The sequence below is a fragment of the Streptomyces sp. NPDC048560 genome (assembly GCF_040650955.1).
In the GTDB taxonomy this organism is placed as follows: Bacteria; Actinomycetota; Actinomycetes; order Streptomycetales; family Streptomycetaceae; genus Streptomyces.
In genome coordinates this window covers 181975-206991 of the sequence record NZ_JBEZIJ010000003.1, presented here as the reverse complement: position 1 = coordinate 206991, position 25017 = coordinate 181975, and the positions used below count along the sequence as shown (strand labels likewise).

The 25017-nt window shown below is 69.5% G+C and carries 23 protein-coding genes; 5 read left to right on the top strand and 18 right to left on the bottom strand.

What is annotated here, in order from left to right; translation table 11 throughout:
* Positions 1 to 18: 18 nt before the first annotated feature.
* On the bottom strand, positions 19 to 1044 hold the full coding sequence (gene ligD, locus AB0C82_RS10855; RefSeq protein WP_362838857.1) for a non-homologous end-joining DNA ligase: 1026 nt from the start codon (positions 1042 to 1044) through the stop codon (positions 19 to 21).
* A gap of 77 nt (positions 1045 to 1121) precedes the next feature.
* Between ligD and AB0C82_RS10850 the strand changes: the two genes are divergently transcribed.
* On the top strand, positions 1122 to 2180 hold the full coding sequence (locus AB0C82_RS10850; protein WP_362838854.1) for an ATP-dependent DNA ligase: 1059 nt from the start codon (positions 1122 to 1124) through the stop codon (positions 2178 to 2180).
* Here AB0C82_RS10850 and AB0C82_RS10845 read toward each other — a convergent pair.
* The 17 genes from AB0C82_RS10845 to AB0C82_RS10765 all read right to left on the bottom strand — a co-directional run bounded on the left by AB0C82_RS10845 (position 2169) and on the right by AB0C82_RS10765 (position 19663).
* A complete protein-coding gene (locus AB0C82_RS10845; protein WP_362838851.1) occupies positions 2169 to 3458 on the bottom strand; it encodes a lytic transglycosylase domain-containing protein in 1290 nt (429 codons plus the stop codon). The two genes, AB0C82_RS10850 and AB0C82_RS10845, sit on opposite strands and share 12 nt — an antisense overlap.
* 21 nt (positions 3459 to 3479) lie before the next feature.
* Entirely contained in the window at positions 3480 to 4220 is a 741-nt protein-coding gene (locus AB0C82_RS10840) for a hypothetical protein (RefSeq protein ID WP_362838848.1), read from the bottom strand.
* 45 nt (positions 4221 to 4265) lie between these two features.
* Entirely contained in the window at positions 4266 to 4796 is a 531-nt protein-coding gene (locus tag AB0C82_RS10835; RefSeq protein ID WP_362838845.1) for a nuclear transport factor 2 family protein, read from the bottom strand.
* 55 nt (positions 4797 to 4851) lie between these two features.
* A complete protein-coding gene (locus tag AB0C82_RS10830; protein ID WP_362838842.1) occupies positions 4852 to 5496 on the bottom strand; it encodes a hypothetical protein in 645 nt (214 codons plus the stop codon).
* On the bottom strand, positions 5493 to 6014 hold the full coding sequence (locus tag AB0C82_RS10825) for a hypothetical protein (protein ID WP_362838840.1): 522 nt from the start codon (positions 6012 to 6014) through the stop codon (positions 5493 to 5495). The genes AB0C82_RS10830 and AB0C82_RS10825 overlap by 4 nt, the downstream gene beginning before the upstream one ends.
* Positions 6011 to 7264: an MlaD family protein gene (locus AB0C82_RS10820; RefSeq protein ID WP_362838838.1), complete on the bottom strand. Its 1254-nt coding sequence runs from the start codon at positions 7262 to 7264 to the stop codon at positions 6011 to 6013. The genes AB0C82_RS10825 and AB0C82_RS10820 overlap by 4 nt, the downstream gene beginning before the upstream one ends.
* A complete protein-coding gene (locus AB0C82_RS10815; protein WP_362838836.1) occupies positions 7261 to 8418 on the bottom strand; it encodes an MCE family protein in 1158 nt (385 codons plus the stop codon). The genes AB0C82_RS10820 and AB0C82_RS10815 overlap by 4 nt, the downstream gene beginning before the upstream one ends.
* Complete coding sequence (locus AB0C82_RS10810; RefSeq protein ID WP_362838833.1) at positions 8415 to 9536, bottom strand: MCE family protein; 1122 nt, start codon at positions 9534 to 9536, stop codon at positions 8415 to 8417. The genes AB0C82_RS10815 and AB0C82_RS10810 overlap by 4 nt, the downstream gene beginning before the upstream one ends.
* Before the next feature lies 1 nt (position 9537).
* Positions 9538 to 10554: an MCE family protein gene (locus AB0C82_RS10805; RefSeq protein WP_362838830.1), complete on the bottom strand. Its 1017-nt coding sequence runs from the start codon at positions 10552 to 10554 to the stop codon at positions 9538 to 9540.
* Complete coding sequence (locus tag AB0C82_RS10800; protein WP_362838827.1) at positions 10551 to 11582, bottom strand: MCE family protein; 1032 nt, start codon at positions 11580 to 11582, stop codon at positions 10551 to 10553. The genes AB0C82_RS10805 and AB0C82_RS10800 overlap by 4 nt, the downstream gene beginning before the upstream one ends.
* Complete coding sequence (locus AB0C82_RS10795; RefSeq protein ID WP_362838824.1) at positions 11579 to 12889, bottom strand: MCE family protein; 1311 nt, start codon at positions 12887 to 12889, stop codon at positions 11579 to 11581. The genes AB0C82_RS10800 and AB0C82_RS10795 overlap by 4 nt, the downstream gene beginning before the upstream one ends.
* Positions 12889 to 13692 carry an ABC transporter permease gene (locus AB0C82_RS10790; protein ID WP_362838821.1) on the bottom strand — a complete coding sequence of 268 codons (804 nt, stop codon included), beginning with the start codon at positions 13690 to 13692 and terminating at the stop codon, positions 12889 to 12891. Before AB0C82_RS10790 ends, AB0C82_RS10795 begins: the two co-directional genes overlap by 1 nt.
* 2 nt (positions 13693 to 13694) lie before the next feature.
* Complete coding sequence (locus AB0C82_RS10785) at positions 13695 to 14540, bottom strand: ABC transporter permease (RefSeq protein WP_362838818.1); 846 nt, start codon at positions 14538 to 14540, stop codon at positions 13695 to 13697.
* Entirely contained in the window at positions 14537 to 15526 is a 990-nt protein-coding gene (locus AB0C82_RS10780) for an ATP-binding cassette domain-containing protein (protein WP_362838815.1), read from the bottom strand. Before AB0C82_RS10780 ends, AB0C82_RS10785 begins: the two co-directional genes overlap by 4 nt.
* Before the next feature lie 494 nt (positions 15527 to 16020).
* Entirely contained in the window at positions 16021 to 17520 is a 1500-nt protein-coding gene (locus tag AB0C82_RS10775; RefSeq protein WP_362838812.1) for a DUF6801 domain-containing protein, read from the bottom strand.
* A gap of 311 nt (positions 17521 to 17831) precedes the next feature.
* The gene (locus AB0C82_RS10770; protein ID WP_362838809.1) at positions 17832 to 18497 is read right to left on the bottom strand and encodes a hypothetical protein; all 666 of its coding nucleotides are present in this window, start codon (positions 18495 to 18497) and stop codon (positions 17832 to 17834) included.
* Positions 18498 to 18730: 233 nt separating this feature from the next.
* On the bottom strand, positions 18731 to 19663 hold the full coding sequence (locus AB0C82_RS10765; RefSeq protein WP_362838806.1) for a hypothetical protein: 933 nt from the start codon (positions 19661 to 19663) through the stop codon (positions 18731 to 18733).
* A 628-nt stretch (positions 19664 to 20291) separates the two neighbouring features.
* Here AB0C82_RS10765 and AB0C82_RS10760 point away from each other — a divergent pair.
* The 4 genes from AB0C82_RS10760 to AB0C82_RS10745 all read left to right on the top strand — a co-directional run bounded on the left by AB0C82_RS10760 (position 20292) and on the right by AB0C82_RS10745 (position 25013).
* On the top strand, positions 20292 to 21506 hold the full coding sequence (locus tag AB0C82_RS10760; protein WP_362838803.1) for a helix-turn-helix domain-containing protein: 1215 nt from the start codon (positions 20292 to 20294) through the stop codon (positions 21504 to 21506).
* Positions 21507 to 21703: 197 nt separating this feature from the next.
* Entirely contained in the window at positions 21704 to 21967 is a 264-nt protein-coding gene (locus tag AB0C82_RS10755; RefSeq protein ID WP_362838800.1) for a hypothetical protein, read from the top strand.
* Between the two features lie 61 nt (positions 21968 to 22028).
* Complete coding sequence (locus AB0C82_RS10750; protein WP_362838798.1) at positions 22029 to 22865, top strand: hypothetical protein; 837 nt, start codon at positions 22029 to 22031, stop codon at positions 22863 to 22865.
* 54 nt (positions 22866 to 22919) lie between these two features.
* Positions 22920 to 25013 carry an MDR family MFS transporter gene (locus AB0C82_RS10745; RefSeq protein WP_362838795.1) on the top strand — a complete coding sequence of 698 codons (2094 nt, stop codon included), beginning with the start codon at positions 22920 to 22922 and terminating at the stop codon, positions 25011 to 25013.
* Positions 25014 to 25017: the final 4 nt, after the last annotated feature.

Sequence of the window (25017 nt, the reverse complement as noted above, 5' to 3'; positions counted from 1 at the left end):
TTCCGCCGTGTCCGCCGCTCAGCCGCTGGACTCGTCCTCGTCGTGGCGGGCCCGGCTGGGCTGGACGCGCTTCGGCTCGCCGGGCATCTTCGGGTACTCCGGCGGGTAGGGCATGTCGCCCAGGCTCCGGTCCCGCTCGTCCCGCGCGGCGAGTTCCAGCACCTTCTCCAGGCTGAAGGCGTGGTCGTCCATGTCGGCGTGGAGGTCGCCGACGTCCGCGTACCGCGCCGGCATGGTCCTGATGTCGAAGTCGCGCGGCTCGACGTCGTCGATCTCCTCCCAGCGCAGCGGTGCGGAGACCGGGGCGTGCGGGAAGGGGCGTACGGAGTAGGCGGAGGCGATCGTCCGGTCACGGGCCGTCTGGTTGTAGTCGACGAAGATGCGTTCGCCGCGCTCCTCCTTCCACCAGGCGGTGGTGACGCGGTCCGGCATACGCCGTGACAGGTCCCGGCCGATGGCGATGGTGGCGCGGCGCACCTCGGTGAAGGTCCAGCGGGGTTCGATCGGTACGAAGACGTGGATGCCGCGCCCGCCGGAGGTCTTGGGCCAGCCGCGCAGCCCCTGCTCGTCCAGGACCGCGCGCAGTTCGTGGGCGGCGGTGACCGCGTCGGCGTAGTCCGTGCCGGGCTGCGGGTCCAGGTCGATGCGCAGTTCGTCGGGGTGATCGGTGTCGCCGCTGCGCACCGGCCAGGGGTGGTACGTGAGGGTGCCGAGGTTGGCCGCCCAGATGACGGCGGCGACCTCGGTGGGACAGATCTCGTCGGCGAACCGCCCGCTGGGGAAGGAGATGCGTGCCGTCGGGATCCAGTCCGGGAGGTTCTTCGGCGCGCGCTTCTGATAGAAGAACTCGCCCGTCACCCCGTCCACGAAGCGCTGGAGGGTGGTCGGCCGGTCGCGCAGGGCCCGGGTGATCCCGCCTCCGACGGCGAGGAAGTACTCGGCCACGTCCCGCTTCGTATAGCCCTTGTCCGGAAAGTAGACCTTGTCGGGGTTGGACAGCCGTACCGGCCGTCCGCCTGCGTCCAGCTCCACCGCTGCTCCCATGTCGGCCACGGTAGGCGCGGCTCACCTCTGCCGCACATCGGGCGACGACGGGGGAGGTATGGGTGACAATCGGGCGCATGGACCTCCCGGTGATGCCGCCCGTGAAACCGATGCTCGCCAAGTCCGTGTCCGCGATCCCGCCAGGAATGCACTACGAGGCGAAGTGGGACGGCTTCCGCGCGATCGTGCACCGGGACGGCGACGAGGTGGTGATCGGCAGCCGGACCGGCAAGCCGCTCACCCGCTACTTTCCCGAGCTGGTCGTCGCCCTGAGGGACAACCTGCCGGCCCGCTGCGTGATCGACGGGGAGATCGTCGTCATCCACGACGACCGGCTCGACTTCGACCGGCTCAGCGAACGCATCCATCCGGCCGACTCACGGGTGCGGATGCTGGCCGGGCAGACTCCGGCGGCCTTCATCGCCTTCGACGTCCTCGCGGCGAACGACACGTCCCTGCTCTCCACCCCCCTGACGGAGCGGCGGGCCGTGCTGGAGGCCGCGCTCTCCGGCGCCTCGGCGCCGGTGTATCTCGCTCCCGCGACCACGGACCTGGCCACCGCACAGGAGTGGTTCCAGCACTTCGAGGGCGCCGGGCTCGACGGTGTCGTGGCGAAACCGCTCGATCTCCCCTACCGGCCCGACACCCGCGCGATGTACAAGATCAAGCATGAGCGGACCGCCGACTGCGTGGTGGCGGGCTACCGCGAACACAAGAGCGGCCCGGTCGTCGGCTCGCTGCTGCTGGGCCTGTACGACTCCGGGGGCGTCCTCCAGCACGTCGGAGCGTGCGCCGCCTTCTCCATGAAGCGGCGGGCGGAGCTCGCGCAGGAGCTGGAGCCGCTGCGCGCCGTGGAGGGCCACCCGTGGGCGGCCTGGGAGGACGCCGCCGCGCACGAGGGGGCGCGGCTGCCGGGCACGCCGAGCCGCTGGTCGGGAAAGAAGGACCAGTCGTGGGTGGCCCTGCGCCCGGAGCGGGTCGTCGAGGTGGCGTACGACCACATGGAGGGCGACCGGTTCCGGCACACCACCCAGTTCCGCCGGTGGCGGCCGGACCGCACGCCCACCGGCTGCACATACGCGCAGCTGGAGGAAGTGGTGCGGTACGACCTGGCCGAGGTGCTGTCAGGCGGCTGACACCGCCGTGCCGGCGCAGGGGTCAGGCTCCCCCGTCGGCGTGGACGTCCCGGGGGACGTGGTGTCGGTGGGACCGGGCGACGGCGACTCCGTGGGGCAGGGCGTGCCGGTGCCCGGGCCGGGGTCCGGGGTCGGGGGCGGCGTGGTCGGCGACGGTGTGACAGGAGGCGTCGTCGGGTCCGTGGGCGAGGGGGTGGGGCTCGGGGATCCGGTGTCCGTGGGGTCGGGGCCGGGGTCCGTGGGGCCCGTCTCCGTCGGACCGGGGCTCGGGCTCGCCGGCCTGCTGGGGGAGGGACGGGTCGCGGGGGGCGGGGTGGTGGTGGGCTGGGGTCCGACGACGATGCCGCCGCCTCCCGTGCCGGGAGTGCCGGGGCCGCCATCACCGGACCCGCCCGAGCCGCCCGAGCGGCCGGGAGTGCCGGGGCCGCCGACCGGGGCCTTGGGCTCGACCGGGCCGCCGGGGCCGGGGCTCCGCGGAATGGCGCCCTCGCCGTCGGCGACCGGATGGGTGCCCTGACGGTAGTACTCCAGCCAGGACAGCACCGTACGCAGATAGGTGTCCGAGTGGTTGTAGCTGAGGATCGCCCGGTCCAGGTCGCTCCGTGTGTTCAGGTTCCGCGTCCCGGCGCAGAGGTAGTGGCCGGCCGCAAGCGAGGCGTCGTAGACGTTGTTGGGATCGCGGCGCCCGTCGCCGTTGCCGTCCTTCCCCCAGTGCGCCCAGGTGGAGGGGATGAACTGCATGGGTCCGACCGCCCTGTCGTACCTCGCGTCGCCGTCGTAGGCGCCGTCGTCGGTGTCGCTGATGTTCGCGAACCCCACTCCGTCGAGCACCGGGCCGAGGATGCTGCCGAGGGTGGTGCCGCCGGAGTCGACCCGGCCTCCGCGGGCCTGTCCCGACTCCACCTTGCCGATGGCCGCGAGGAGTTGCCAGGGCAGATGGCAGCCGGGGTCGCTGCGCCCGAGTGCGCCCTCCGCCCTGCGGTAGGCGGCGAGGACCGTCGCCGGAATGCCTGCCTCGGCACGTGCCAGGACATCCACGGGCCCGGGCTTCGCACCGCCCTTCGGCGGCTTCGGCGTCTTCAGCGGTGGCAGTTCGGTGTGGTACGAGTCGTCGTTGGGCACCTGGGTCCAGACCACGTCGTCCTGGGCCGCGGCCTTGGCGGCGTTCAGCGGACGGCCCGTGAAGTCCGGGGCCTGGGACGCGGTGAGCGCGGCCATCGCGGCGACGGCGGTGGCCGTACCGGTGAGTCCGCGGCGCATTGTGCCGTTGATCCTCAAATGCGTGCTCCCTTCCCCGGATCACCGAGTGAACGTGTCGATGGCGGAGATCCGCCAGCCGTCGCCGCGGCGGACGGCGTCCACGGCGAACATGGCCGCCGCGTAGGTCGTCTCGTCCGCCTTCCCCGTACGGGTGTTGCTCTGGTCGGCGAAGACCAGCAGCCGGGCGCGGTCGCCGTCGAGCAGCTCCACTCCGCTCTCGGTCACGGTCGTGGTGAGCACGAGTTTCTGCTTCGGCGCCTGTGCCCGTACCTCGGCGAGCATCTCCTCGTGCTGGCCCACCGCCTTGCCGGTCAGGTACTTCTTCGCGGCCTGCCGCGAGGTGTCGGGCGAGGCGTAGTTGTACGAGAAGACTGCGTTCACGCCCTCGGTGATGCGGCCCTTCACCTCACTGGTCCGGCCGATGTCGGTGAGCGCGGTGTTCTGCCGGGACGGGTCGTCACGCAGCCGGTCCGCCGAGGTGAACGACCAGGCGGCGAAGGCGCCGAACAGCACGGTGAGGGCGCACAGGACGGCGGGCAGCCGGACGCGGACCGTGGACGCCGGCCGCCCGGCCCGGGGAGCCGCCGGCGCCTCGTCCGGTGCCTCGTCGTCCGAGTCCGCCTGATCCCCGGGATCCTGTGGGCTGTGGCTGTCGGGTTCGTCGGGCCGTAGGGCGTCCGGCACCGTCGTGGTCGTGGTCGCGGGGATGGTCGTAGCGCGTTCGGCGGCCACGGTGGCCAGGCGGCGCCGACGGTTGACGAGGTGACGTGTCGTCGACATGTCCGGGGTCCTCTCGGGGGCGGGTCGGGGCGGGTGTCGGGTGCGTCAGCCGGCGGTGTTGCCGACGGGCGCCTGGCCGAGCGCGCTGAGCTTCCACCCCCCGGACGTCCGGGTGAGCTGCCCGAGCATCCTGCTCTCCTTCACCGCGGGCTCGCCCTTCGGCGCGGTCACGGTGACCCGCAGCGCCACCATCACCGCGGCCTTGCCCGACCGGTCGTCGAGCTCGGTCACCGCGCCTGACAGGACCGTGGCCGTGCTGACCGTCCTCGCCGACTCGATCTGCTTCACGAACGCGTCCCGTCCCTCGACCAGTTGCCGGTGCAGATCACCCGTGGTGGAGTCCTCCCAGCTGTCCAGACCCCGGTCCACCTTCTCGTGGTCGAGGGTGTTCATGTTCTGCACGGCCTGCTCCCCGGCGGCCAGCACGTCGTCGCGGGCCTGTGCGTACGCCGCCGAGTCGTCATGGGCCGCGTCGTACCGGGACATGCCGCCCCAGCCTGCCGCGCCCGCCGCCGCGACCGTCAGCACGATGGCCGCCACCAGCAGCGGATTGCGCGTCGTCCGTACCCGTGCCATTGCTGTCTCTCCCCTGCCTGCGGATCCGGTCCGTTGCGAGTCGTGTGCCGTACTGCTACCGGGAGGTGATCTCGACGATGTACCAGCGCCCGTCGCGGAGTTCGGCCGAGACGGAGAGCTGGGCGGCGGCCGTGGTGGGCGCCTTGCCCCGGCGTTCGTAGACCTGGTCGAGGAAGACCAGGAGGTGCGCGCTGTTCCCGGTCAGCCGTGTCACACCGGCCCGTACGACCTGGGTGGTCAGGGTCAGCTCCTGGTCGGCTGCCTGCTTCTCGACCTGGCCGAACAGGGCCGCGTACTGCTTCAGCGCCTTCCCCGCGAGGACCTCCTTCGCCGAGGCCTTGGTGGCGGCGGTCGCCCGGGGGCTGTACGAGAAGACCGTGCCGAGCGCGCTGCTGACGTCCCCCACGACCTCGGCCGTCGCCCCGGTGTCCGTCAGGGCGCGGTTGGACGTTGCGGGTGTGTCCCGGAGCTGCCGGCCCTCCGCGAAGAGCAGACCGCCGATGACGAGCAGGGCCGCCGCGAGGACGGCACCGGCGATCCGGGACCGGCGGCCCGGCGCCGGTGCGTCGCTCTCCGTGCCGTCCTCCGTGCCGTCCTTGGTGCCGCCGGCCTGCGCGGTGGCCGGCACCGCGTCCGCCGCTTCGATGTCCTCCGTGTCCACGCCGGTGTCCACTGTCGCCGTCCCCGCCCTCTCGTTCATGCCCCGCCGCCGACCGGGATCGCTGTCAGCGCCTTCACCTTCCAGCCGTCCCCGGTCCGGGCGAGGGAGGCCTCGAAGCGTTTGCGCTGGGTGCCGCCCTGTCCGGTGCGCGGCGTGACCTCGACGTCGACGGTCGCGATCAGCGCCGCCGTTCCGGTCCGCTCGTCGAGCGCGGTGAGCGCCGCGTCGGTGACCTTTCCGCGGGCCGTGACACCCGACTTGGTCAGTTCGCCCGCGTCCGTGCCCCGGGTCCGCCGCAGCTGCTCGTGGAGCGGACCTGTCGAGGAGTCGAGCCAGGCCGAGAGCCCGGTCCGCACACTCCCGGCATCACTGCCGTCGAGGCTGTTCAGCCGGGCGAGGTGGCGCCTGCCGTCGGCCAGAGCGGCATCGCGCGCCTTGGCGTACGAGAGGGTGTCGTCACCCCGGGCCTGGGTGTAGGACCAGCCGCCGAACGCGCAGATCAGTACGGCGGCGAGCAGGGCCGACCGGCCCACGGGGTTCTTCGTGCGCCGGGTCACCGGCCCCCTCCGAGTCCCAGCAGGCCGGCCATGCCCTCGGTTCCCGTCCCGGTTCCGGAACTCGCTCCGAGCGCACCGGGAAGGAGGCTGCCCGCTCCGGATCCCGGGAGCGTTCCCGGCTTGACCGGCTCGGGCACCGGCCCGCCCTTCGGGGCATTCGCGCTGCCCCGGACGTTGATGCCCGTGCCGGGTGAAGAGGTGCAGCGCGCGTTGGTGTTGACCGAGGGGGCGGGCCCCGTGTCGAGGCCGTTGCGGTAGGTCGTACCGCCGTATCCGGCGGTACAGGGCAACGGCTCGAAGAAGGTCACCGACATGCCGAATCTGGCGCCGTCCTCGTCGATGGCGCTCGCCCCGGCCGCCGCGACCGCGGGGAGCTTCACGAGCAGTTCCTCCAGTCCGCGCTGACGGGTGACGGCCACCTCCGAGGTGGTGAGGAGGTTGGCGACGACGACGCCGAAGCTCGGGTCGAGGTCGCGGAGCAGGCCGCTGATCTGCCCTGCCGCGTCAGGGGCGGCGGCGATCAGTCTGCGCAGATCCGTGTCCGATCCCTTGAGTTCGGCGGCCAGTTCCTCGGCCCCGGAGGCGAAGCCCTTGAGTGCCTCGCCCTCCTCCGCCTGGGTGCGCAGGACCGTCTCGCCGTCGGTCATCAGCCGCGTGGTGACCGGCAGGGCGTCGTCCGCCGCCTGGACGAACTCGCTTCCCGTGTCCAGGAGGACCTGGAGGTCGTCACCCCGTCCCTCGAACGCGGCACCGAACTCGTCGACGACCGTGCGCAGGTTCTCCAGGTCGACGGAGCTCGCCAGGTCGTTGACGCCGGTGAGGACGTCGGTGGGAGGCGCCGGGATGGTGGTGTCCGCCTGGTCGATGACCGAGCCGTTACCGAGGAACGGACCGTCCTTGCGGGTGGGCCGCAGGTCGATGTACTGCTCGCCGACGGCGGACAGGTTGGCGACCACGGCCCGCAGGCTGTCCGGGATGGGCGGTGCGCCGTCGTCGATGCGCAGTTCCGCCTCGACCCCGTCGTCGGTGAGTTCGATGGGTCCGACCCGCCCCACGGACACGCCCCGGTAGGTGACGTCGGAGTGGGTGTACAGGCCGCCGGTCTGCGGGAGCTGGACGGTGACGGTGTAGTACCCCCGCATCCCGACGTAGTGGCCGAGGTCCGCGTACCGCACGCCCAGATAGCCGAGGACGAGTACGGAGATGAGCAGGAAGGCGATGTTCTTCATTCGGATGCCGGGAGTGATCATCGCGCGCTCCCCTGCGAGGTCGCCGGGACGGACGGGAGGGGCAGCGGCAGCGCCGCCGGGGACGGAGTCTCGGGTGTGCCCGGCGGGGGCTCGGTCGGCGTGTCGGCCGGGGTCAGCGCCGGGATGACGCGGGTGCCCGGCATCGCCGTCACGTCGAGGTAGACGTTGAGGTAGTCGCCCTTCACGCCGCGCAGCACCTCGTCGGTGAACGGGTAGGTGAAGAGCACCTGGAGGGAGTCGGGCAGGTCCTGGCCGGAGTCCGCGAGTGCCTTGAGGGTGGGGGCGATGGCCATCAGGTCGGCGATCATGTCGGCCTTGCTCTTGTTGATCGTGTCGACGGCGACGGTGGAGAGCGTGTCGAGCGAGCGCAGCATGGTGAGGAGCGAGCCCCGCTGCTTCTCAAGGACCTTGAGGCCGGGGCTGAGCCCGGTGAGGACCGTCCCGACGTCCTGTTTGCGCGTGGCGAGGGTGGCCGCGAGACGGTTGACCCCGTCGAGTGCCGCGGTGATGTCCTCCTTGTGGTCGTCCAGGTCGGTCACCAGGGTGTCGACGCGGCCGAGCATCGAGCGGATCTGTGGTTCCTGCCCGGCGAGTGCCTTGTTCAGTTCGGTGGTGATGGTCTTGAGCTGGCTGATCCCTCCGCCGTTGAGGAGCATCGACATCGCGCCGAAGACTTCTTCGACCTCGGGATTCCGGTTGGTGCGGCCGAGCGGGATGCGGCCGCCGTCGGCCAGCGTGCCCCGGGCGGTGCCGGTCGCCGGCGGGGAGAGCTGGACGAACTTCTCGCCGAGGAGGCTGGACTGTTCCAGCCGGGCGTACGCGTTGCCGGGGAGTTCGATCTTCCCGTTGACGCGCATGGTGACCGTGGCCGTCCAACTGCCGGGCGTCAGTGAGATCTTGGTGACCCGCCCGACCGCGACGTCGTTGACCTTCACCGAGGACTGCGGGGCGAGGCTGAGGACGTCCCCGAACTCCGCGGTGATCTCGTACGGATGGTCGCCGAGGTCGGCGCCGCCTGGCAGCGGTACCTGCTCGATGCCGGTGAACTCCGGTGCGTCGACGGTCGCCACCACCAGGACGGCAGCGACGCCCGCTGCGAGCAGGGCGGCGACGCCGGCCGTACGGGGTCCGGGTCTGCGCGGGGCACGGCTCATCGGTTCGCCCCCTTCTGCGTGGTGGACTTCTCGGGGGTGCCGTAGACGGTGCCTATCTCGGGGAGCGGCAGCACGGGCAGTTCCCTGCGGCGGTCGGTGTCCACCGGCTGGAGGCCGGTGAGGCCGGCCGTTCCGGTCGCGGGGTCGACGAGGGGGCCGCCCATGGAGAGTTCGTTGAGGTTGGTGCGGCCGTTGAGGGTGCGGGTGGCGGGGTCGTAGGCGTTGAGGGCGTTTCCGGCGGCCAGCGGCAGGGTGTCCATGGCCTCGGCGAGCGAGGCCCGCTGGTCGACGAGTGTCTGGGTGAGGGGGACCAGCGCGTCCACGTTCTTCTTGAGTGAGCCGCGGTTCTCCTGGATGAAGGTCTTGACCTGGCCGAGCGCGATGCCGAGTTCCCTGAGTGCGGCGCTGAGGTTCTTCTTGTCGTCGGCGAGGAATCCGGTGACGGAGTTGAGCTGCTGCTCGGCGGCCCGTACGTTGCCGTCGTTGTCCTTGAGCATGGTGGTGAAGGTCTGGAGGTAGGAGAGCGTGTCGAAGAGGTCGCCACTGCTCCTGTCCAGGGTCTTCGTCGCCTTGCCGAACTGCTCGATGGAGTCCCCGATGGCCTTGCCGTTGCCGTCGAGGTTCTTCGCCCCCGTGTCGAGGAGTCCGGCGAGTGCTCCGTCTGCGTTCGCCCCGTCCGGGCCGAGGGCCGTGGAGAGTTCGGTGATGGACGCGTACAGCTGGTCGACCTCGACGGGGGTGGCGTTGCGCGCGGCGGGCAGCACCGCGTTGTCGGGGAGCAGCGCTCCCCCGTCGTACGCGGGTGCCAGCTGGACGTAACGGTCGGCGACGAGGCTGGGGGCGACGACGACCGCGTGTGCTCCCTGGGGGACCTTGATGCCCTCGTCGAGCCGCAGGGTGACCCTGACCTCCTCGCCCCGCGGCGTGACCGACTCGACGGTGCCGACCTTCACGCCGAGGACGCGCAGGTCCGAACCGGCGTACACACCGGTGGCCTGGTCGAAGTAGGCGGTGATGGTCGTCTTCCCCTCGTCCTCCAGGGCCATCACCCCGGTGGTGGCCACGACGGCCACGACGGCGAGTCCGGCGCCGATGGCGACGATGCGCGTGGGTCTCATGTCAGCGGCCGCCTTGCTTCGGAGGCATGCATCCGGGCACCTCGGGGTTCTGGGGCGGCAGGTAGTTCTTGGGGACGACCCCGCAGACGTAGTTGTCGAACCACCGTCCGCTGCCGAGGGTGTTGCCGATGAGGCGGTTGTACGAACCGGTCAGCGACAGCACCTTGTCCAGGCTCTTGCGGTTCTTCACGAGGACCGCCGTGACCCGGCCGAGCGAGTCGAGGGTCGGCTTCAGCTGCTTGTCGTTGTCCGCGACCACACCGGTGAGCTCGGTACCCAGATCCCGCGTTCCGGTGAGCAGGAGATGGATGGAGTCCCGGCGGGCCTGGATCTCTCCGAGCAGGAGGTTGCCGTCCTCCAGAAGCGTCTCGAAGCTGCTCTTCTTGCCGGCGAGCGTCCTGGTGAGCTGCTTGCTGCCCTTGAGGAGGGTGACGAGCTGGGCGTCGCGCTCGGAGACCGTCCGGGACAGGGCGGAGAGTCCGTCGGCGGCGCTGCGCACATCGGGCGGTGAGTCCTTGAAGGTGGTGGAGATCGTCTCGAAGCTCTTGGCGAGCTGGGCGGTGTCGATCTCGCCGATGGTCTCGCCCAGTCCGTTGAACGCCTGGGTGACGTCGTACGGGGAGGTGGTACGGCTCGACGTGATGCGGGACTGCGGGTCCTGGGGGGCGTCGCCCAGCGGGTCGACGGCGAGGTACTTCTCGCCGAGGAGGGTCTTGATGGCGATGCCGACGGTGGAGGAGTTGCCGATCCAGGCGTCCCGCACCTCGAAATCGACCTTCACCTTGTTGCCGTCGAGCGAGACTCCGGTGACCTCGCCGACCTTCACGCCGGCGATCCGGACCTCGTCGCCGTCGGCGAGTCCGGCGGACTCGGTGAAGTCCGCGCTGTACGTGGTGCCGCCGCCGATGAAGGGCAGCGAGTCGGCGCGGTAGGCACCGAGGCCGACGAGCGCGAGGACGAGGAGTCCGACGATGCCGACGGCGACCGGGTTGCGTTCCCGTACGGGCTTGATCCTCATGCCAGACACCTCGACCGGGTGATCGCGATGCCGGTGGGCGGTGCGCTGCCGTCCTCTGTCGTGACCCCGGTGACCTTGGCTTCGCAGAGGTAGAGGTTGAGCCATGAGCCGTACGAGGTGAGGCGGCCGATGGCTTCCATCTTGGCCGGGGTCTTGCGCAGGAAGTTCTCTATCTGGGGCGTGCCCTTCACCAACTGGTCGGAGAGGCGGCCGAGTTGCCTGATGTCTTCCTTGAGCGGCTTGCGGCCGTCGTTGATCAGGTCGGCGGTGACCGTGGTGAGGGCCCCCATCGCCGTGACCGCCTGGCCCAGGGGTTCACGGTCGCCCGCGAAGCCCGTGACGAGCTTCTCCAGCGTGACGACGAGATCGTCGAAGCCGGCTTCGCGGTCGTTGACCGTCTTGAGGACGGTGTTGAGGTTCTTGATCACCTGGCCGATCACCTTGTCCTTGGCGGCAACGGTGCCTGTGAGCGAGCCGACGTGCTGGAGGATGCTGTCGACGGTTCCGCCCTCGCCCTGCAGCACCTGGACGATGGAGCCGGCCAGTTGGTTGACGTCCGGCGGGGAAAGGCCCTCGAACAGCGGCTGGAAGCCGTTGAAGAGCTGGGTGAGGTCCAGGGCCGGAGTCGTGCGGGTGAGCGGGATGGTCGATCCCGCCGCAAAGCTCCGGCCGACCGGGCCGACGCCCTGGTCGAGGTCGACGTACCGCTGGCCGACCATGTTGAGGTACTTGATCGAGGCGGTCACGGAGGCCGGGAGCCTGCGTCCCTTTCGGACGGCGAATCCGACCTCGGCGAGCCGCTTGTCGGCCACCTCGATGGACTCCACCTGTCCCACCTCGACCCCGGCGATCCGGACGCTGTCACCGACGACGAGTCCGGTGGCGTCCGTGAACCTGGCCTTGTACGAGGTGGTGTCCCCGACGTCCGTGTTGGCGATGGACAGGGCGAGCACGGCGGTGGCCAAGACGGTCACCAGGACGAAGACGATCGATTTCGCGAGCGGTCCCGCGAGGGAGCTGCGCTTCACTTGAGCTTCACCTCCGCACCGCGGAAGGCCGGACCGATGAGCACGCTGCTCCAGTCGGGCAGGGCCTGCGGCTGGACTTTCAGTGAGGGAGCGACCAGCTCGTTCACGAGCCGGGACTCCTGCGGGGAGTTGGGCATTCCGAGAGCGGTCTCGGTGACCGGCGGTTCACCGGTGGCCGGTGGCTCGCCCGTGACCTGGGCCGCCGGGCCCGCCTCGCGGGTGGCGGCGGCCGGCACGCTCCTGCCCACGTACGGGACGGAGTAGCAGCGCGGTCCGCCGGTCGCGTCGTAGACCGGGGTGTCCCTGCCCGGCACGTACTTCCCCTTGGACGGTACGGCCTTCACCGTCACGTGGAGTCCCGGCCGGGTGGTGCCCTTGCCGAGCGCCTTGTCCATGGCGGGGACGAATCCGGCGACCGTCCGCAGCGTGCAGGGGAACTCGTCCGAGTACCGCGCGAGGAGCTCCAGGGTCGGCCGGCCGGAGGCGGAGAGCCGGATGAGGTTGTCCTTGTTCCTGCGGAGGAAGGCGGTGAGGTCCCGCGCCGAAGCCGTCGTGGACCCGTACAGGTCCGCCAGCTCCGCCTCCTGTTCGGCGATGGTGGAACTGGTGGTGGTGAAGTCGGTCAGCGCGTCCAGGACGTCGGGTGCGGCGTCCCCGTACACCCTGCTCACCTTGACGAGTTCCTTGATGTCGGCGTTGAGGGTGGGGAGCTGGGGGTTGAACTCGGCCAGGTGCGCGTCGAGCGTGACGAGGGTGTCGCCCAACTTGTCGCCGCGCCCTTCGAGCGCCCGGGAGACGGCATTGAGGGTGGCGGAGAGCTTTTCCGGCTTCACGGCCGTCAGGAGCGGCAGGACGTTGTCGAGGACCTGTTCCAGCTCGATGGCGTTGCTGGAGCGGTCCTGCGGGATGACGGCTCCGGCCCGCAGGGCCTGGGCCGACGGGATGGCAGGCGGTACGAGCGCCACGAACCGTGCCCCGAAGAGCGTCGTGGGCAGCATCTGGGCCGTGACGTCCTCCGGTATCTGTCCGAGCCTGCCGGGCTCGATGTCCAGGGTGAGGCTGGCCCCGTTCCCGTCCGCGTCCGCCGCGATGTCACGGACGTGGCCGATGACGACGCCGCGCAGCTTCACATCGGCGTTGTCGTGCATCTCGTTGCCGACGGACCCGGTGCGCACGGTCACGGTCGCGCTCTCGGTGAAGTCCTTCTCGTACACCGAGACGGACACCCACACGAGCACGGCGGGCACGAGCAGGAAGGTGACTCCGGCGAGTCTGCGGCGGACCGTCCGGGTGTTCCGAGTACTCATCAGCCGGCCACCTTCACCGTGGTCGTCGCGCCCCAGATGGCGAGCGAGAGGAAGAAGTCGGTGACGCTGATCAGCACGATCGCGTTGCGCACCGACCGGCCCACCGCCACACCCACTCCGGCGGGACCGCCCGTGGCGTGGAAGCCGTAGTAGCAGTGGGCGAGGATCACCAGGACGCTGAAGATCAGCACCTTGAGCACCGAGAGCAGCACGTCGTCCGGTGAGAGGAAGAGATTGAAGTAGTGGTCGTACGTGCCCGCGGACTGGCCGTTGAAGAGGACCGTGATGTAGCGGGAGGCCACGTACGAGGAGAGCAGCCCGATCGCGTACAGCGGGATGATCGCCACGACACCGGCGATGATCCGGGTGGTGACGAGGTAGGGCATGGAGCGCACCCCCATCGCTTCGAGGGCGTCCACCTCCTCGTTGATCCGCATCGCGCCGAGCTGGGCGGTGAAGCCCGCGCCGACCGTCGCGGAGAGGGCGAGTCCGGCCACCAGGGGGGCGATCTCGCGGGTGTTGAAGTAGGCGGAGATGAATCCGGTGAACGCGGAGGTGCCGATCTGGTTGAGGGCGGCGTACCCCTGGAGGCCCACGACCGTGCCCGTGAACAGCGTCATCGCGATCATCACGCCGACGGTTCCGCCGATCACCCCGAGACCGCCGCTGCCGAAGGCCACTTCGGCCAGGAGCCGCTGGACCTCCTTGCCGTATCGGCGCAGCGTCCGCGGGATCCAGACCAACGCCCTTACGTAGAAGGTGAGGTGGTCGCCCGCCTTGTCCAGCAGGCTGAGAATCACCATCGTCAGCTCCCCTTCGCGGGGACGATCTGGAGGTAGATCGTCGTGAGGACCATGTTCACGAAGAAGAGCAGCATGAAGGTGATGACGACGGACTGGTTGACCGCGTCCCCGACGCCCTTGGGACCTCCGCGCGGGTGGAGTCCCCGGTAGGCGGCGACGACGCCCGCGATGAACCCGAAGATCAGGGCCTTGAACTCGCTGACGTACAGGTCGGGGAGCTGTGCGAGTGCGGAGAAGCTGGCGAGGTACGCGCCCGGGGTGCCGTCCTGCATGATCACGTTGAAGAAGTAGCCGCCCAGGGTGCCGACGACCGAGACCAGGCCGTTGAGCAGGACGGCGACGAGCATCATGGCCAGGACGCGGGGAACGACGAGGCGCTGGATGGGCGAGACGCCCATGACCTCCATCGCGTCCAGCTCCTCGCGGATCTTCCGCGAGCCGAGGTCGGCGCAGATCGCCGAGCCGCCGGCCCCGGCGATGAGCAGTGCAACGATGAGCGGGCTGGCCTGCTGGATGACGGCGAGGACGCTGGCGCCGCCGGTGAAGGACTGGGCGCCGAGCTGCTCGGTCAGCGAGCCGACCTGGAGGGCGATGACGGCTCCGAAGGGGATGGAGACGAGGGCGGCGGGCAGGATGGTGACGCTGGCGACGAACCAGAACTGCTCGATGAACTCCCGCACCTGGAACGGTCTTCGGAAGATCGCACGGGTCACGGCGGCCGCCAGGGCGAACAGCTTCCCGGTCTCGCGCAGCGGGGCGAGCAGACGCGTCGGAGGTAAGCCGCCGGACGGCTCGGGTACGTTCTCGGCGGGCGGCTCGGGCGGCCGCACCGGCAGCGGAGCCGTCATGGGCGCACACCGCCCATGGTCGGGGTGTAGCTGTTCAGGATCGCCGTGCGGGCGGCCTCCGGCAGCCGGTCCATCATGGCGGTGACCCGCTCGCGGCGGCGCAGGGCGGCCTGCCGCACGGGCATTCCGGGCGAGGGCTCCAGCTGCGGGACGACGGTGCGCGGCACCGCGCCGTACCCGCTCCCGTTCCCGCGCATCTGCTCGGCGGCGAGGGTGGCGGCGTCCTTCTCCTCCGACATCCCGATGGGGCCCTCGCGGCGCCCGGCGAGGAACTGCGCGACGACCGGCACCTCACTGGTGAGCAGCACCTCGCGCGGACCGAAGGTGACGAGGTTGCGGCAGAACAGCATCCCCATGTTGTCGGGGACGGTGGCGGCGATGTCGAGGTTGTGGGTGACGATGAGCATCGTCGCGTCGATCTGCGCGTTGAGGTCGATGAGCAACTGGGAGAGATACGCGGTGCGGACCGGGTCCAGCCCGGAGTCGGGTTCGTCGCAGAGAATGATCTGCGGGTCGAGGACGAGCGCGCGCGCCAGGCCGGCGCGCTTGCGCATTCCGCCGGATATCTCACCGGGCAGCTTGCCCTCGGCGCCGAGGAGCCCGACGATGTCGATCCTCTCCATGACGATGCGCCGGATCTCGGACTCCTTCTTGCGTGTGTGCTCACGCAGGGGGAACGCGATGTTGTCGAACAGCGACATCGAGCCGAAGAGCGCGCCGTCCTGGAACATGAGCCCGAAGAGCTTCCGGGTCTCCATGATTTCCCGCTCGGGACTGTTGACCATGTCGACGCCGTTGATGAGGACGCGGCCCTGTTCCGGCTTCAGGAGACCGATGATGGATTTCAGGAACACGGTCTTTCCGGTGCCGGAAGGACCGAGCATCACGCTCACCTCTCCGGCCGGAAGGGTGAGGCTGACGTCCTGCCAGATGTTCTGTCTGCCGAAGGACTTCGTCAGGCCTTCGACGACTACTTCGATTCCCATCGGTCCTCCCTCGAAGTGATGGTGAACGGGGTCATCTGTCAGCGCTCCGGCTCTGAGAAATCCAACGGCGGCTCGTCGCACATGCACCAGGAGGCGCACGCTATGTCCGCCGAAACCGCCAGGACAAGCTGTTGAACAGCGGAAATCGTCGGACTTCGATCTCTGGCGGGATCACTTGTCATCGAATGACAAAGGCGCTCAGCGGCTTTGTCGTCAACTGCGCAAGCGTCCCTGCGTGCCGGGACCCGCGGCCCAGGGGGGCGAAGCCGCAGGACCCGGCACGAGCAGGTGGGGATGTGCTTCCGATCTGCCCAGTCGGGACGCTACGGGCCGGTAACCTGGGCGCGCAATACCGGAAACGCACTTTCCTCGAACGTTGCGCGGCGATCAGAATTCCTTGTCAGTTAGTGAGTGACCTGCAAAGGAAAACTGTCGGGAAATGAGAAACACCAAGGCTCTTCCGGGCCATCGTCCGGAAGAGCCTCTCGCGGTGATCAGCGCTCGGGTTTCGGCACGGCCGGCGGGCAGTTCACATCGGGATTGGTCGCCACGCACAGGGGTGCCTGCATCATCTTGGTGAAGTTGTCGGCCTCCTTGCCCGCACTGGAGACGGCCGCCGTGAAGACGGCGTCGAGGTCCTCACCGACTCCGCAGCCCTCGAACGGCGGAATGTGCGCGTAGCCGGTGAGGGGGCCTCCGAAGGCCACCAGGTACCCGAATCGCGGATAGCTCTGTCCGTACCCCCTCAGCACCTGCTCGAAGGGCCTCGCGGTACGGCAGTCGGGCCCCACGTCGAGCGGCACCCCGTTCACCTCGACGTCGGACAGCCGCATCGAGAGCTGAGCGGTGATCGTGGTCTCCTCGGGCCAGGCCGGGGAGTCGGTCACCGTGTGGCTGTGGACGTGGGCGGGGTCACCCACCTGTTCGAGGGTCATGGTGGCGGTGGTCGGCATGAATCCGTAGGTCAGGAAGGTGGCCCTGCTCGGCGGCAGCTGCCTCTTGCCCTGGTGGTCGAAGTCCACGGCGGACGTCACGTCGATGGTGCTGGCGCACCCGTCGGCTATGTAGCGCTTGTTCAGGACGACCTTCATGAAGGCGGGTCCCAGCGCGGTCGCTCCGTCGAGCTTGGCTGCGTTCGCGTAGCCCGCGGCGTACGCCTCCGCGGTGGTCATCACCCACTCGGGCGGGATCTCCACCGGGCAGCTCGCCGGCGGTTCGTCGTCCAGGGCGTCGAGCCGGCGTTCCGTGAGCCCTTCGATCCTCTCCCTGACCGAGGGCGGGAGACCGGGGCCGGCCGCCGGAGGGGGGTCCTCGGGCAGGGGCGCCGGACCGGGCGTGGCGGGGCCCGGTACGACCGGGTCGGCCGGCCCCCGGACCGTGATCTCGCCGAGGACGCCCTCCTGCTCACCCTCCTCCCCGCCCGTCGGCTCACACCGGACGGCGAGCCCGGGGGGTGTGGTGGCAGCACCCTCGGCGGTCAGGGGGGTGAAGTCGAGGCTGAGCGCTGCCGGTGCCATCGTCGCCCGTCCGGGGCTGCCGAACGACACCATCGGAACGTCGCCTGTGGCGACGACGACCGCCGCGCCCTCGGCCGGCACGGCCACCGGTTCGGCCTTCAGGTCCTTCCAGGCGGCGTCGGCCGATTCGTCCCCCTGGGCGTTGCGGACCGTCAGTTCCGCGACGGTGGAGAAGGTGGCTGCCTCCGTCTCGACGAACTGCCGCAGCGAGGACGCGGGCACGTCCACCTCGACCGTGACGTCCTCGGGCTGGATCTCGGCCCCGGTCCGCACCACGGAAGGAAGCTCGGCGGAGACGCGGACAGCGACCTCCTCCGTCCCGGAGGGGAAGGAACAGGTGTAGGAGAGCAGGACTTCTGACTCCTGTGGGGCGGCCGCCGATTCGGTACTCGGTATGAGGGCGGTAGCGACCACGAGCGCCCCGCCCACGGCGAGGTGGAGCGGGCGCCTCGCTGCGGCCCGCGGGTCGACAGTCATGCGGATGAGTCCTTCCGGCAGGCGTGGGTCCGTTGCCGCCGGGGCCGCTCGACCGGGGCCCACGACGCGGCTACGGCCCTTCGGGCAGCTGGAGCACGGTCTCTACCGGCGGGTACGGTACGCACGCCGGTACCTCTTGGGAAGGGCCGTCCCCGTTGTCGGCGCGGCGGAATACGGTCTTTGGCGCCGCGTGACAAAACGGCGCCGTCGAGTTGTCAGTCCGTGCGTATCCGCAGCACAGGTGCGGGTGCCCGGCCACCGGTTGCGGGTGGCCGGGCACCTCTTTCACCTAGGGGCGCTCATCGGGTCGCTCAGGTGCCGACGATGACCGGGGACTTGCCCGTCGCACCGCTGATGATGGTGTACAGACCCGCGAAGCTGGCCGACGCACCGACGATCCCGCAGCCACCGCCGACCTTGCTGCTGATGACCAGCGTGAGGCCCCCACCGGCGGTGTTGAGGGTGCCGTTGGATCCCCCGGCGGTCGGGTTGTTGTACTTGGCCGCGACCTTGCCTGCGACGTTGAACGTGCAGGGGCCCAGCACGCTGGTGCCGCTCACGGTCGCCTTGATCGCCCGGATCTCACCGGTGACCTGACCTGTGCTGTTGGTGCCCGCACCGGCCACGTAGTTGTGGCCCCAGATCTCCCACGCCGGCGAGACGTTGGTGGTCACGGTCCAGGTGCTGCTGAAGGGGCCCGTGCAGGGCGAGTTGAAGGAGATGGAAGTGATGCTGGCCAGCTTCGCCGGGCTCCCGGCGACCGGGGAGGTGGGTGCCGATCCCGCCGCAGCCGACGACGCACACTGGATCTTGTTGCCGTTGTTGTCCGTGAGGATCGTCAGACCGGCGCTGCCGGAGAACGCTCCCGTCGGCGTGATGGTCCAGCTGGTCGGGGCTGCGACGGCGGACGGCGCGGCCAGGGCCACCGCGGCGGCGGCGGCACCGACCGCGGTGAGAATGCGGTTTCGCTTGAACATGGACTTCTCCTGTCCCGTTGGGGAATAGGCAGGCCGGCTGCGTCCGGGGAAAGCAGCCGAACCGGCGCGGGCTTTCGTGGGGAAGTGCGGAAGTGCGCCCTCTCATCGGGTGAGAGGGAGTCATCTGAATGCGGAATGCTTCGCTTGTCGGTCCAGGAACCTGCCGGCTTCAGCGGGCCCGGGAATTCGAATTCATTCCGTCGTGGTGCCGGCCGGCGGTCGGGCCGGACTCGTCACCGCACCGCGGAGTGCCAGAACCGCGACAACGCCTTGCCCTCGTCGGGGGCCAGGGACGCCGGGTCGTAGGGGCTCCCGAAGTACGTCGTGGTGTCGTTCAGCTTCACGTTGTTGCTGCCGGAAGCGGAGGGGAGGCCGGTCTTGAGGTTGACCGCCCAGTTCAACAGGCCGGCTCCGCAGCCGCTGGCGCCGGGGACGGCGTAGGTGGTGTCGGCCTGGTCGGCGCCGGAGAAGGTGTAGCGGCCCATCTCGCCCGTGTCGCTCGGCGTCCCGTCCCCGTCGAACTGCTGGAGGGAGAGGGACGGCGCCGTCCCGTTCCGGGGCTTCAGCAGAATCGGGTTCGAGGTGGAGCCGATGTAGCAGTTGTCGCCGAGGAACGGGTTTTTCAGATGGATCCGCACCGGAATGGTGAGGATGGGCTCGTCGACGGAGAACGCCGCGGCCATGTTGAAGTCCCTTGGCGCGCCGGCCGGTTCGATGGTGGCGGTGACCTTGTTGAGACTGACGTCGGTGAGCTGCCGGCAGATGGACGAGACCAGGGGAATCCCGCTCGGGCACATGAGGCCGAGAAGCCCGCCGGGTATGGCCGCCGAATCGGCCACGAGCGCGCCCTCGGCAGGAGCCACCAGTGTGGTGGTGCCGTCGCTGCGCTGGATCACGCCGAGCTGCAGGTCCGTCCTGGTGGTCGGCACCAGCGACGAGCCGAGCTTGATGGAACCGGTCGCCGAACTGGAGGAGATGCAGGTGGCGATGGTGTTGACACCGTCCGCCGCCAGCATGGCGGGGGCGTCCACCGGGCAACGGTTGAACGGGGCCCAGTGGCCGTTCAGCTGACCGGCCGCGGTAGCGGTGCCGGTGGAGAGTACGGCGGCGAACGCCGTGAAGCCTGCCAGCAGCCCCACACGCGTTCTGTTGGACACGGATCTCATGTCGTCCCCTCATTTGACGTGCCGACGTGAAGACGGCCTTGTGCACGGAGTTGGACCCGGCGCGATCGGTTTCGGTAATACACGTCGGCGCGTGGCGTTCCCGCAGCCGGAACATCTGGGCGGCAAATTTCGGGCAGATTTCGCTTCCTAATGAGCCAAGCCGTGATGTTACTCACCGGAAACAGGGCGACACAATCCTGTGGCTTAAGATCTTTTTCCGGGCCCGAATTTTAATAGGGAAATGAGCACAGGGGCGTGCCCGAATTATCAACGGGTGCGTACGCACGGGTAAAAACGCGCCTCGCCCGGATCAAGAACCCGGTCGGCGGTGCGCACGGATCGGGCAGAGTGCGGGCCGAGGCCCAAGGCACTCGAGACCCGCCCACGAAGACGCCGGGGCCGAAATGCATTGCCCGAAAACGAGCGCTCCCGCATCGCCGTGACGGAGTTCGGAGCCGGGCGGCCGAGATACATGCCCCCTGCGCGCCGATCTTGTGCAAGTAGTGGGCATGGTCCTTGACTTGGTCTATCTTCGTCGCGGACTTGGTACGCATCTGTCGGTTCGTGGGAGCGCTTTCCCCCCACCGCCTCACCCCACCACCGGGCGCCGAGAGCAAGGGGACACGTCATGCCACATCTCATACAGCCGTTGGACATCGGAGATCCCCTGGGGCCCCTCCCCCAGGAATTCGCCGCGATCATGCGTCCCGAACTTCCCAGCCTGATCAAGGAGATCGGCGTCGAAGTCACCCGGGCCTATCCGGAGTACGCCCGTCTACTTGAAGGACCCAATGGTCAGACCATCCGCGTCGGCGTGGAACAGAGCCTCGCCTCATTCGTGGACCTGGTCGCCGAACCGTCCACGTCGACGGAGGTCCGGGACGACATGTGCCGCCGCTTCGGCCGTTTCGAGGCGTACGAGGGCCGCACCATGGACACCCTTCAGGGCGCTTACCGGCTGGGCGCCAGGGTGGCGCTGCGGCGCGCGAAGAAGGTCGGACGCAGCTATAACTTCTCGCCGATGCTGATGCTCAGTTTCGCCGATGCCGTGTTCGCGTACATAGACGAACTGGAATCGCTTTCGCGCGAGGGATTTCTCGAAGTGCAGTCGCAGTCCGGTGAACAGGGCGAGGCCATGCGCCGGCGCCTGCTTCATCTGATACTCACCGGGAGCCCCGTCCCGCGTACCGCCATCGCCGAGCTCTGCGAGCAGACGGGGTGGGTGCTGCCCGAGCAGGTCACCCTGGTCGCCGTCCGGGCCCCCGCCGGCCTCGACCGGTTCAGCGCGGACCGCGACATCCTCGCCGATCTGAGTGACCCGCAACCGCACTTACTGATCCCGGGACCGCTCGACGACGCCCGAAGACTCATGCTGGAACAGTCCCTGCCCACCACCCGCGCCGCGATCGGCCTGACGGTCCCGACGGCCCTCGCCCCGGACTCGCTCCGCTGGGCGCGCCGGGTGCTCGAACTCGTCGACTCCGGCGTCATCGACGACGCGCCCATGGTGCACTGCGAGCACCACCTCACGACGCTGTGGCTGCTCTCCGACCCGGCGCTCCTCGATCAGCTCACCGAACGCGAGCTGGCCCCGGTCGGCGGGATCAGCGCCGCCCGGCGGGAGCGGCTGATCGAGACCCTGAGCATCTGGCTCGACACCCGGGGAACGGCCGCCCAGATGGGCGAGCTGCTGGGCGTGCACCCCCAGACGGTGCGGTACCGGATGCGCAATCTGGAGTCGATATTCGGTCAACAACTGGTCGATCCGGAGGCGCGGTTCTCCACCGAGGCCGTGTTGCGTGCCCTGCGCCTGCGGGCGCGCAGCGAACGGGACACCGGCTGAGAAGCATCACATGTTCGGCCACGGGTCAACTTACTTGCAGGTAAGGCGAAATAGACGGTCAGTCCCAAACGGTTGCGACACGGAGACGTACTCAACGAGAAACCTGGAACCGCGTCCCGTACATATGGAGGAGTCGGCCGCCCACCCGGCGGCCGCAGGCACCGCCTCCTGGCCAACCAACCGAGAGGGAGACCCACATGACCGCCTCACACCTGCTCGTCCCCGTCCCGATCCCCGACCGGGTCGCCGTACTGATCGGGTCCTGCACGCCGCCGCACATCCTGCGGGCGGAGTTCGACGCCGACTGCGCGGCGCGGGAGGTCCGCAGGTTCCGCGGACCGCGCCTCGGGATCGAGGACCAGGCCGACCGCGAGCAGGCGCTCTCCGAGCTGGCCCGGGCCAACAAGGTCCTCTCCGCGTACCACCCGCACATGGCGGTGCGCGCCGGCTCGGCGTGGTGAGGACAATGGTGGGCAGCGGCGGCATCCCGCCCGCCCGCTCTCAGCGCTCCGGGAGAACGTCTTGTCCACCACACCCGCCGGTCCTCGCCCCACCGTCCTCTACGTCACCGACTACACCTACGAGGCACGCGGCCGGCGCTACTGCGACGAGGACATCTTCCTGAGCGGACGGATGCGGGAGGACTTCGACGTCGTGGTCTGTCACCCCCGGGACGCCGTCACCATGCTGGACGGCTTCGACGCCGTGGTCATACGCAACAGCGGTCCTGTGATGCACTACCAGGAGGCGTACGACGCCTTCCGTGCCCGGGCGCGCGCGCTGAAGATCCCCGTCTACAACCCGCTGGACGGCCGCGGGGACATGGCGGGCAAGCAGTACCTGGTCGACATGAGCCGCGCCGGGCTTCCCGTGATCCCGACCGTGGACCGGGCCGCGGACCTGGGGCTCCTGCCACAGGCGGCCCAGTACGTGGTGAAGCCGAAGACAGGGGCGGACTCCGTCGGTCTGTTCTTCACCCCGGATCCCGTGCTGCCGGAGGGCTCGGACGGCACGCTCCTCGTACAGCCGAGGATCGACTTCCGCTACGAGGTGTCCTTCTACTTCATCGACGACGACTTCCAGTACGCCCTGTACGCGCCGGACGGCGAGCGGCGATGGGTACTGGAGCCGTACGCGCCGAGTGAGGCCGATCTGGACTTCGCCCGGACGTTCATCCGGTGGAACAGCCTGACGCACGGCATCCAGCGGGTCGACGCCTGCCGTACCCCTGAGGGCGAGCTGCTGCTCGTCGAACTGGAGGACCTCAATCCGTACCTGTCACTCGACCGGGTCTCCGAGGAGACCCGGGACGCCTTCGTCGCCAGGATGAAGGCATCCGTGCGCGGTCTGCTGGCCTGACCCGTCCGGTCCTCCCCGAATGCGCCGCCGGAGGGCGGGTGTGAGGGTGCAAGCGTGACGACTGCCAGCGAGACCACCCCCGCCGCGCAGAGCGCCGCCGCGCCGCCGCCCGTGCTCGATCGCCGCCGCCGGAACATCGTCTTCGCCACCATCGTGCTCGGAATGCTGCTGGCCGCGCTGGACCAGACGATCGTGATGACCGCGCTGCCCACGATCGTCTCGGACCTCGGGGGCGCGTCCCACATGTCGTGGGTGGTCACCGCGTACCTGCTGGCCGAGACGGTGGCGACGGTCCTGGTCGGCAAGTTCGGTGACCTGTTCGGGCGCAAGCTGATCTTCCAGGTCTCGGCGATCGTCTTCATCACCGGCTCGTTCCTGTGCGGGCTCGCCTCGGACATGGTGCTCCTGATCATCTGGCGCGGTATGCAGGGCATCGGCGCGGGCGGACTCATGGTCACGTCGATGGCGCTGATCGCCGATGTGATCCCGCTGAGAGAGCGGGGGAAGTACCAGGGTGCGATCGGCGCCGTCTTCGGCATCTCGACGGTCATCGGACCGCTGCTGGGCGGACTGTTCACCGACCATCTGACCTGGCGCTGGGCGTTCTACATCAACGTGCCGATCGCGATCGTCGTGGTCATCGCGGCGGCCCGCAACATCCCGTCGGTGAAGGCGGCGGGGCGCCCCGTCATCGACTACCTGGGCATCGCGCTGGTCGCGGTCGGCGCCAGCGCACTGATCCTCGCGACGAGCTGGGGCGGAAACGAGTACGCCTGGGGATCGCCGGTGATCCTCGGACTCTTCGTGACCGGGCTCGTCGCCCTGGCGTTGTTCTGTGTGGTGGAGGCGCGGGCCCAGGAGCCGATGCTGCCGATGCGGCTGTTCCGCAATCCGGTGTTCACCGTCTGCTCGATCCTGAGTTTCATCGTGGGCTTCGCGATGCTCGGCTCCATGATCTTCCTGCCGACGTATCTGCAGTACGTGGACGGGGACTCGGCCACGCTCTCGGGAGTGCGCACGCTGCCCATGATCGTGGGCCTGCTCATCGGCTCCATCTTCAGCGGCAACGTCGTGAGCAAGACGGGTCAGTACCGGGTGTTTCCCATCGTGGGCACGCTGATCATCGCGGGCGGGATGTATCTGCTCTCCGGGATGGGTCCGGACACCGGGGTCTGGCTGGAGTCCGTCTACATGCTGGTGCTGGGGCTCGGCATCGGACTGGCCATGCAGGTGCTGACGATCGCCGTGCAGAACACCGTCGACTACTCCGATCTGGGCACGGCCACGTCGGGCGTGACGTTCTTCCGCACACTCGGCAGTGCCTTCGGTACGGCGGTGTTCGGCACCATCTACGCCAACGCGCTGCGGCCGAACCTCGCCGAAGGCGTGGCGCAGGCGGCGCGGGCGGGCGGTGATCCCGCGGTCCTGATGACGGCGTCGCTGAACCCCCAGGCCGTGCACGCCCTGCCCCCCGAACAGTCCGCGCCCATCGCACAGGCATACGCGGACACGCTGCACACGGTCTTCCTGTGGACCGTCCCGGTGGCCCTGATCGGGTTCGTCGTCGCGCTCTTCCTCAAGCAGGTGAAGCTGCGGGACTCCGCACGGGCCGGTTCGACGGACATGGGCGAGGGTTTCGCCCAGCCCAGCGCCGGGGACTCGGCGAGGCTGCTCGAATTCGCCGTGGCCGGCATCCTGCACGGCGCCGGACAGGACACGGCGAGGCGGATCGTCGCGGAGTCGGACACCCGGCTCGACATGGCGGGTGCGTGGGCGGTCATGCAGGTGGATCTGTTCACGAGGATGGTCGGTCACGCGGGCCTCAGTCTGATCGCGACCCGGCACCGCATTCCGCCCGAGGTCCTGGTGCCGGTCTTCGACCGCATGATCGAGGAGGGCTATCTCACCGGGGACGGCCGCATCTTCGCCCACACGGCAGCGGGCCGGCGGGAGGCCGCCACGATCTCCGACGCCTGGGCGACCTGGCTCAACCAGTGTCTCGCCGAGGACGGCGCCCGCCCCGACGACCGACAGCTGAGGGCGGCCGTCGACGTGATCGCGAAGCGGCTGCTGGCCGAGGACCTGGCCCAGGAACTCTCCCCCACCGTCCCCTCGACGGGTTCCACGCGGGTGGGCGCCCCCGTGTGACCGG

Coding starts and splice junctions, on each gene's coding strand:
- AB0C82_RS10815 (WP_362838836.1), bottom strand. CDS start 8,418: ATGAGCCGTGCCCCGCGCAGACCCGGACCCCGTACGGCCGGCGTCGCC.
- AB0C82_RS10770 (WP_362838809.1), bottom strand. CDS start 18,497: ATGTTCAAGCGAAACCGCATTCTCACCGCGGTCGGTGCCGCCGCCGCC.
- AB0C82_RS10755 (WP_362838800.1), top strand. CDS start 21,704: ATGACCGCCTCACACCTGCTCGTCCCCGTCCCGATCCCCGACCGGGTC.
- ligD (WP_362838857.1), bottom strand. CDS start 1,044: ATGGGAGCAGCGGTGGAGCTGGACGCAGGCGGACGGCCGGTACGGCTG.
- AB0C82_RS10830 (WP_362838842.1), bottom strand. CDS start 5,496: ATGAACGAGAGGGCGGGGACGGCGACAGTGGACACCGGCGTGGACACG.
- AB0C82_RS10790 (WP_362838821.1), bottom strand. CDS start 13,692: ATGGTGATTCTCAGCCTGCTGGACAAGGCGGGCGACCACCTCACCTTC.
- AB0C82_RS10760 (WP_362838803.1), top strand. CDS start 20,292: ATGCCACATCTCATACAGCCGTTGGACATCGGAGATCCCCTGGGGCCC.
- AB0C82_RS10765 (WP_362838806.1), bottom strand. CDS start 19,663: ATGAGATCCGTGTCCAACAGAACGCGTGTGGGGCTGCTGGCAGGCTTC.
- AB0C82_RS10850 (WP_362838854.1), top strand. CDS start 1,122: ATGGACCTCCCGGTGATGCCGCCCGTGAAACCGATGCTCGCCAAGTCC.
- AB0C82_RS10795 (WP_362838824.1), bottom strand. CDS start 12,889: ATGAGTACTCGGAACACCCGGACGGTCCGCCGCAGACTCGCCGGAGTC.
- AB0C82_RS10840 (WP_362838848.1), bottom strand. CDS start 4,220: ATGTCGACGACACGTCACCTCGTCAACCGTCGGCGCCGCCTGGCCACC.
- AB0C82_RS10775 (WP_362838812.1), bottom strand. CDS start 17,520: ATGACTGTCGACCCGCGGGCCGCAGCGAGGCGCCCGCTCCACCTCGCC.
- AB0C82_RS10785 (WP_362838818.1), bottom strand. CDS start 14,540: ATGACGGCTCCGCTGCCGGTGCGGCCGCCCGAGCCGCCCGCCGAGAAC.
- AB0C82_RS10820 (WP_362838838.1), bottom strand. CDS start 7,264: ATGATCACTCCCGGCATCCGAATGAAGAACATCGCCTTCCTGCTCATC.
- AB0C82_RS10835 (WP_362838845.1), bottom strand. CDS start 4,796: ATGGCACGGGTACGGACGACGCGCAATCCGCTGCTGGTGGCGGCCATC.
- AB0C82_RS10780 (WP_362838815.1), bottom strand. CDS start 15,526: ATGGGAATCGAAGTAGTCGTCGAAGGCCTGACGAAGTCCTTCGGCAGA.
- AB0C82_RS10810 (WP_362838833.1), bottom strand. CDS start 9,536: ATGAGACCCACGCGCATCGTCGCCATCGGCGCCGGACTCGCCGTCGTG.
- AB0C82_RS10805 (WP_362838830.1), bottom strand. CDS start 10,554: ATGAGGATCAAGCCCGTACGGGAACGCAACCCGGTCGCCGTCGGCATC.